The organism is bacterium, from assembly GCA_030685015.1.
GTDB lineage: Bacteria > CAIWAD01 > CAIWAD01 > CAIWAD01 > CAIWAD01 > CAIWAD01.
Genome location: JAUXWS010000034.1, coordinates 1 through 8,493, shown reverse-complemented (window position 1 = coordinate 8,493; position 8,493 = coordinate 1). Strand labels below are relative to the sequence as shown.

Below are 8,493 nucleotides of genomic sequence, written 5' to 3'. Positions count from 1 at the left end.
CTCAGATCTTCTGCGTGCGCCGGGAACGGGCGCCGGGGCGGCGTTCGCGGATGAGGCGCTTGTAGTATTCGGGGTCAAGGCGGATGGAGGGGCGGTTGGTGATGATGTCCCAATCGGCCTCGTCCATGCCCGCCGTGATCTCGTCCAGATGCTGCAGGACGCTGTCGATGTCCTTGCCCACCCAGAACTCCACGTCCTTGTCGGCCTTCAGGTCCCAGTTCTGGGTCTGGGCGGCGCGGTTGAAGACCTCCTCGTAGCGCTCGATGGCGTAGACGCGGGCGCGCGGATCCTTGCGCTGGCGGATCGCCGTCACTTGGTAGCCCAGCCCCACGCCCAGCACGAAGAGGGCCTTCTTGCCGCGGAGGCGTTCGTGTTCTTGCAGTTCGGCCATGGAAAGCTCCTCACAAGCGGGATGTCGCGGGCTCCTGAGGCAAAGCCGATGCCAACTGCGGAATCCATTGGAAACTCCTGACTTTCAGGAGCTTACGACTTCAGAAGTGAAGAACTCGAGCAGGGACAAGGCCTTGGCCGCCGGGCAGCCTTGGCCGGGGCGAGGCACATTGTGCCGGGGAGGATCATGGCTCCACCATCAACCACAGATGAGCTTGCTCGCATGATCTTGAACCTTGCAACTGCGACAATCCGAGCCAGTTGAGCGGGGACCCGGCCCATGTCTGCAATCACACCTGATCAGACTCAAGACGATGTCTTCCTTGCCTCGGCCAGGCGGGTGCAGGTACATATTCCGGGCATGACTTCCTTTCAGCTTCCAATGGCTCCTGCGAAGTTCGGTGCCTACCGCCACAGAACCCACATTCCATTCACATCCGCTTGAATCGATTGTGTATATGCTTGCAGGCAAGGAGAATCGCGGAAGGTGGATGGCCATTCGTGAAAGGATCCGCATGCTGGGAATCAAGGCAAAGCCCGAACGAGAAGGTGCCAAGAGAAAAACAGAGCGAGACATATAGGGGTTCTCAGAAGTTTTTGTGGACGGGGTCTGTTTTTGCTCGCCGGGCCCCAGTATTTTGAGGCATGCCAGCTCCCATCTACCCTAATCCTGAGAATGCCACCCAGGACGAACTCCGAGTCGTCCAGAGGGCTACGGCCGATTTTGAAATGGGCCAGCGCATCATGGCAATCATCATGTTGTTGAACGGGATCGATCGCGACCTGGTGATCAAGAGCCTTGGCTGTCATGCCAATAGCCTGCGTAACTGGGTCGTCGCGTTCAACCAGTCCGGCATCGACGGCTTGGCCACGCATCCGCGCAGTGGTCGACCCCCAATTCTGCACAAGGGCCAGCGCTTGGTGCTGTCCGAACTCTTTGCCCGTCCGCAAGATCTGGACGAAGAATTCTGGACCAAACGCAAGTTCCACGGTGTGCTCACCCGCGAACTGCAGGTGGAACTGGGCTACCCACGCTGGCCCGCTACCTGCGTGACGAGGGCTTTCGTCAGCTGGTGCCTCGTCCCACAGCCCCCGATCGGGACCCAAAGGCACGAGCTGAGTTCGTGGAATGGCTTCAGCAGCACCTGGATCACCATCCCGAGCAGCTTTGGTTCTGCGACGAATCGGGCTTCATGGCCGATCCGCGTCCCAAGGCCGTGTACGCCAAGAAAGGAACCACACCCACCTGTCCGATGACCGGCCTCCACATCCGGGAAAGCGTGATTGGCGCCGTCCAGCCACTGACCGGAGAGTTCATCAGTCTCGTCTTCAATCGGGTGGATCTGGATGTGTTTCAAAGCTTTTTGGACTACATGGCCGAGCAAACGGCAGGTCGATCGGTCCAGCTTGTGCTGGACAACGCCTCCTGGCACCGGTCAGCCAAGCTGAACTGGCACCACATCCAGAAACAACTCCTACCGCCCTATTCGCCCGACCTGAATCCCATTGAACGGCTTTGGATGTGGATCAAGGACAACCACTTCACCAACTGGTACACGAAAACCCGAGACGCCTTGCAGGATCGCTTGACGATGGCCTTGAACGAGGTGATGGACACGCCGGCCATCGTCCAGTCAGTCTGTCAGACGTGATCCACAAAAACTTTCAAGAACCCCTATAGGCGCTGCAGTAAGGACACTGCGGCAAGGCATCGGGAAAGCACACCCATCGCTGTGGGATTCGGATCCGTGCCAGGGGACAGCTCCTTGGGACCACTCCTAAGCCAGCGAGCGCATGGCCCCGTGACGGGATTCCCAGCGCCACGCGGGAGCCCTCCACGCACGGCCAAAACCGCAGGTTCCAACCCCATCCACCGAAGCGAAGGTGTATATCCTTGCCGGGCAAACGCTTCCAATTTGTTAGGACCATGTTCATAAATAGTTCAGCCAGATGACCAATATCAGCAAGGTCGGAATGGACACCTACCAGGAAAAAAACAGCAAATGACAGATTTCGCTTGACTGGGTGGTGGAATTGCAGTAGGATGTTGCTACACCACATACTGACAAATCAATCCAAGGCAATCGATCTTCCTTCTTGCACAGGCTCACGTCGCACGGGCGAGGATGTGGTATGGGACACTTGGCCTCCTGTGGGAAACTTGGTGCATGGATTTGAGCGAGCTTGCCGAATTCTGAGAACAGGATCCCGTTACCTTGAGTCAGCTTGGCGTCCCATCACCAGCGGTTCATGATTGACCTGTTGAAGTTCAAGCGCGGGTTGGACCAAGTAGATACCTTTGACGTAAAAATCACCTCGTGTCAAATATTCTTCTAGCTATAGTCAGTTTAAAGACAGGAGTTTTGAGATGAAAGCGAAAAGGGTGGTTACCATGCTGCTGATACTTACGTGCTGGCAAGCCTACGCCGCCGTGCTGAAGGTGCCTTCGGAGTATGCCACCATCGCCCTGGCCTTTGCCGCGGCAAACTACGGAGATGAGGTTGAACTGGCCGACAGCCAAACTCCATATTCGGCAAGCGATCTTGTGATGCCCGATGGAGTGATCCTGCGCGGGGAAGGCAATGACCCCGAAGATGCCATCATCTCCAGTAGTGGTAGCTCGTCAATCCTCCTGATGTATGGGACGACAGCGACCCTGAAGTACCTAACCATCAGCTCGGGCAATTCGACGTCGCCCTACAAGGCCGGCGGCATCACGGTCGAAGATGGCACGCTCACGTGCGTGGGGGTGGATTTCGATTCCAACCATGCGACGGACTCGGGTGGCGCCATCCTGGCAAGCGAATCCATGCTCCTTCTGGAAGCCTGCAGGTTCTCCAACAATCAAGTGCTTAACGGGAATGGCGGATCCATCGCGGCCACCCTGACCTCGTTGGATATTCAGAACTGCGACTTCATAGAAGAGCGGGCAATGGGAGATAGCTCGCGAGGGGGGGCATTGTACTCCCTGGAGGAGGATGTCGAAGGGTTGTCGAAGTCCATCAAGAACAGCCGATTCATTGGCTGCCAAACTGGCGTCAATGGAGCAGGGGCACAGGGTGGCGCCATCTACATGGGAGGCGATGAGGTTCTGATCGAGGAGTGCGTGTTCGAGGACAATTCGGCCACGTGGCAAGGCGGCGCCATGCATCTTCTCGCCTTCAACCCAACCATCGTTCGCTGTGAGTTCAACTCGAACTTGGCTGGCGAGGTTGGTGGTGCCTTGTACCTGGACGAGCAGGACAACAACGGCAACACAGGAATGACCCAGACCCTCGAAGCGTGCGTGTTCAGCCTGAACAGGGCGCTGACAGGCGGCGCGTTGTTCAAGCAGACGAGCCTGCACTTATTGGTATCCAATTGCGAATTCGTGGGCAACATGGCGAATGGCGATACCAGCGAGGGAGGCGGCGCCCTTGCATGTGACAATCATGCGGATGTCGCCATCCGCAACTGCCTGTTCCACGGCAACGAGGCACCCTCCGGGAGTGGCAGCGTGCTGACCCTTCGTTTCGGCAGCACGGTCGAGCTCACCAACGTGACGATGACCCGCAACGGTGAGGCAGAAGCGACCACGGGCAGCGTGGTGTATGTCAACAGCCAGAACAACCATGTCACGGGCGTGAATGTCAACATGGCAAACAACAACTGCGCCATGCCGATCTATTTCACGGCCATCCAACAAGGCATGTACAACTGGTCGAACATGAACGTGGTCAATCCAGGGTGGGGAGCCTGCGATCCGGATGACATGACTGGGACAAGCTTGATGAGCGTGGATCACCTGTTTGTGGACGACGAAGAGGATTTCCGCCTCAAGTGGAACTCCCCGCTCATGGATGCGGGTCATGCGTCCTCGCCCCCTGATTTCGATCTCACACGCGCCGACATCGGCTGGACGCCCGTGTATGAGGAGATTGAGGTTAGTGGCACCAAGACCTTGACCGAGCGGGGCTGGTACAAGCTGGTGGGCAACACGGTCTTCTCTGGCGTGGACATGGTGGTCCCGGAGGGAACGACCATTCGCAGCGACGGCGAATACACTATGGGGTTCTGTGACACCGACGATACCAATGGTTACCGCATCCAAGTGGGGGATCCAGCAGGCGCTCGGACGGCCATTGTGGGCTCGCCGACCGCAGGCAGCATTGCATTCGGGTCCACCAGCACCGCGCCCCGCCAGGCTGCGACAACCTTTGATGGGGTGCTGTTTAATCGTGCCCCTGATTTCAATGGGGGTGCCCTCTGGTTCAATTACTGTGACGTGGACCTCAACGGGGCGGGAGGCAACGTCAAATTCAATGGGTATGACAGAACGAAAATCATGTTCGACTATGTCTGCCTTGGTCAATTCAAAAATCTTGACTTCATGAACCCACAAATAGAAGATGGTGGGGTTGGGATTGGATGCGTTGGCATCCAGTATTCTGACGTAGACGTGATTGGGATTACCTTCGACCGCGTGATGTACGGCGACGATCCATGGTATTGGAAGTTGATGCACTATGGGACGGTACCCAGCCCCAACCATGTGATTGCTGGTAATCATTTTGAGGCGCAAACCAACGCGTTGTCAGCGCGTCCTGTGGCGCTGGGTGGAGCCACCCTCAACCTGCACCACAACACCTTTAACGACATTGAAGCAGGCGCGATTGGTGCAGGCTTTGCGACTTTGAATTTGAAGAATGGGGCGAGCAATCAGTTCTTCAAGGAATATGTGCCTGGATTTGATACACACCCCATGATTATAGGTTTTGACACCTACCTAGACCTTGAATGCGGAAACAATTCGTTCGTTTGCGATGAATTGACTGGTAACTACCAGTTCATTACCTCCACCGGCGGTTCCTCCAATTGGGCCTACAACTATTGGGGAGAGGACTGCGAGAATGGTGTGAGTCCTTATGGTCACATTCCAAACTTTGTGACAACCTATTCGCCTTGGTTGGAAGCGTGTCCCCTGGTCTTCATGCCCTGTCAGGGCCAGGGCGGGGAGAATGACCTGTACGCTTATGGCCAGGAGGCCGCGGAGATCGAGAATCACGAGGCGGCCGTCGCCTACTGGATCGAGCTTCTGGAGGACTACCCCGAGTCGAAGTATTGCACGGAGGTGACCGGCATCATCAAGGCCATCGGGCTCTACACGGAGTACGGCGCCCAGGACTATCCGCTGATCCGGACCGGACTGGAGAGCGCCGCGGAGGCATCGGAACCCGTGGATGATCTCTTGTCCATTTCCCAGGTCAGTAGCGCGTGGTGTGTGGAGGCCATGCATGGCGACCGGCCTAGCGCTGTAGCCTTGCTGGACAGCCTGCTGATCGAGAAGGACGGCTACGCCAAGGCCGAGCTGCTCATCAACACGGCCTTGGCCGAGATCGCCACCTATCCGGCTCAGGGTCAGATGAACGCCTTGGGACCCATGGCGGCATTCCAGCGCCTCGAGCAGCGCCGCCTGGCCTTGCAGAACCTGCATCGGGCAATGGTGCCAGATTTGGCGGTTGGGACTTTGCCGAATCCGGCGCCAGACGTCGAGAAGATCATGGAACGACCCTCTATTTTCGGCATCATGTCGTGCCATCCCAATCCCTTCAATCCGACCATGTTGCTTGAACTGCGCGTGGATGGAGAAGAAGCCGTGACCTTGGAGATCTACAACACCCTGGGCCAGCGCGTGGCCGTGCTGCACCAGGGGTTCCTCCCGGCCGGAACACACACCTTCCAATGGACCGCCGGTCAGGTGGCCTCGGGCGTGTATGTGGCACGCGCCGTGCAAGGTCGACAGATTTCCGTGGCCAAAGTGGTCCTGGTTCGGTAGGCATGAACAAGGCCCTGTTGAAGTTTGTGGCGGTCCTCCTCCTTGGGGGACCGCCCCTCCCCCTTCCCGCCACCGTCTGGATGGTGCCGGACCCCTGGCCCCTGATCCAGCAGGCGGTGGATTCCTGCGCCAGTGGGGACACGGTGCTGGTGGCGCCGGGCCACTACCACGAGCGGCTGGTGATTCCCGACAAGACCTTGACCCTGGCCTCGCACGCGCTGCTGACGGGGGACACGCTCTTCATTCCGCAGACCATCGTGGACGGGGACTCCCTGGGCACGGTGATCCGCGTGGATACCAGGGGCCCACACCGGTTCATCCTGGATGGCTTTCTGATCCGGGGGGGTGTTGGGCAGCAATGGGTGGGTGGCGGGATTCACTTCACGGACAGCACGGATGTGGAGCTGCGCCGCCTGCATTTCACGCGGAATTTGTCGAACTACTCCGGAGCCTGCCTGTTCATGGATGGATTGGGTCCCTACTACCATGGGCCAAAACGATTCAGCATGCAACATGTCCGCGTCTACGACAACAGCACGAATGATCGCAACAAGCTCTTGTTTTCCATTCGAGTAGGAAGATATGCGGCAGCACATGATGTGCGCGTGGATGGCATGGTGAATAGCAGATTGATACTTGTGGCAAGTGGAGATAGCGTGCTGTTTTCAGACATCGTGGCGCGGAATGTCACCTGCACGGGAATTTTGATTGGGGGTGGGTTATCGACAAATACATCGCATAGCTATCAAGAATTCAAGAACATCCTGATTGAGGGCTGTACCTGGAGTGGCAATTCATTGGTGAACTTCGGCGGTACATCTCCCTTAATCATCAAGAACATCCGTTTCATTGACAACACCCAAGTGGGCAATCGGCAATCCTCCAACAAGCTGCTCGCTTTGTATGTCAGGGGAGATCCCTGCCACTTGGACAGCTTGATCTTTCTGCGCAATCGTGGCGTGACAGGGCATTCCGTGGTAGGGGAGTGGGAGCGTGCAAGACTGTTCAACGACCCCTGGGCCCACGGGCGGGTGACCAACATGATCGTGGAAGACTGCGTGTTGGGTGACAGTTCGTTCACAACCTGGAATGCGTCTTCGAACTACCCATCTATGCTGACAACAACCAATTTGTCCCTGGAACATGCCCGCTTCGTGAACAACACGGTGATCCTGACCCCGGGGGCAAGCACGCCGGCATGGGGTGTCCACATGGCCAACATTCTTAAATTCACAGGCTACAATGCGGATAGTATGATCATGAGAAATGTATTGTTCAAGGACAACCTTGTCATTGATCGCGATATCCCCAGCCAGATGAGTTCGTACTGGGCAAATGACGGATATTGTGCGATGATACATTCTAACAGTTTTGATTTCTTTTTAATTGATAGTGTAACATTTGATGGAAATCGTCAGCCAAATATGGCCTTTGAGAGACCTTATGGGGGTTATCTTTCGGATCCTGTAGATGTTGGCAGTGTGATGTTGATTTCGGTATCTTCCAGTACGACGTCCAGCTATCATAAGACATTTCAGAACCTGATCTTCAGGAACAACAATGAGGCGAGCATCCGCTCCAAGATGGAAGGTCCTTTGCACTTCCGCAACGTGCTGATGCTGGCCACCTCGCGGCAGGGCTTCAATCTGGAGGCCTTGTCGGTGACGATGGACAACGTCTGGATCGACAGCTGCACGGCCTTTGCCCCCATCCCCTTTCGCTCCGAACAGATGCCTCTTCGGCTGAAGGTCACGGAGCCCAGCTTCATCCGCAACACCACCATCACCAACAGCCAGACGCCCTACCTGGTCATGCCCGGTTACCGCAACCTGGACGCACCGGCGGACCCGGTGGTCACCTTTGAGAACTGCTTGTTCTGGAACAACCAGATCGATCGCCTGGAGGCGGAGCTGCCCCAGTATGAGTGGCCGGGTTGGAACCACGACTTGCCCGGGATCTACCGCCATTGCCTGCTGCCTCAGGCCATGCCGCTGGGGGAGGGCAACCTGGTGGACGTGGACCCCCTCTTCGATGCCGAGCTGGGCATCCCGTGGTTGTCGCCGGCCTCCCCCTGCATCGACGCCGGCACGCCGAACAGCCTGTGGCAGGACGCCGAGGACCCGGAGAGCCCCGGCTTCGCCTTGTGGCCCAGCCAGGGCACCCGGCGCAACGACATGGGCTTCACCGGCGGGCCGCGGGCCGCCGTCTTCGACACGGCCTGCGTGGCCCTGCCGCGCTGGGAGCCACGCACCCAGCCCCAGCCCTTCACCCTGGGGGTGCCCTGGCCC

General features: G+C 57.5%; 4 protein-coding genes and 1 pseudogene. 4 read left to right on the top strand and 1 reads right to left on the bottom strand.

Features of this window, described 5'->3' with window-relative positions:
- Nucleotide 1: 1 nt before the first annotated feature.
- Nucleotides 2-391, bottom strand: a complete 390-nt coding sequence (locus tag Q8O14_03905; protein ID MDP2359881.1) for a hypothetical protein — start codon at nucleotides 389-391, stop codon at nucleotides 2-4.
- 743 nt (nucleotides 392-1,134) lie between these two features.
- Between Q8O14_03905 and Q8O14_03900 the strand changes: the two are divergent.
- From Q8O14_03900 to Q8O14_03885, 4 genes and pseudogenes are all read left to right on the top strand, one after another.
- Nucleotides 1,135-1,296: pseudogene (locus Q8O14_03900) on the top strand (helix-turn-helix domain-containing protein).
- Between the two features lie 167 nt (nucleotides 1,297-1,463).
- On the top strand, nucleotides 1,464-2,042 hold the full coding sequence (locus Q8O14_03895) for an IS630 family transposase (protein ID MDP2359880.1): 579 nt from the start codon (nucleotides 1,464-1,466) through the stop codon (nucleotides 2,040-2,042).
- Between the two features lie 716 nt (nucleotides 2,043-2,758).
- Nucleotides 2,759-6,205 (top strand): T9SS type A sorting domain-containing protein, encoded by a 3,447-nt coding sequence (locus Q8O14_03890; GenBank protein MDP2359879.1) that lies wholly within the window; start codon nucleotides 2,759-2,761, stop codon nucleotides 6,203-6,205.
- Between the two features lie 2 nt (nucleotides 6,206-6,207).
- Nucleotides 6,208-8,493 (top strand): hypothetical protein (locus tag Q8O14_03885; protein ID MDP2359878.1); only part of this gene is annotated, 2,286 nt, incomplete at its 3' end.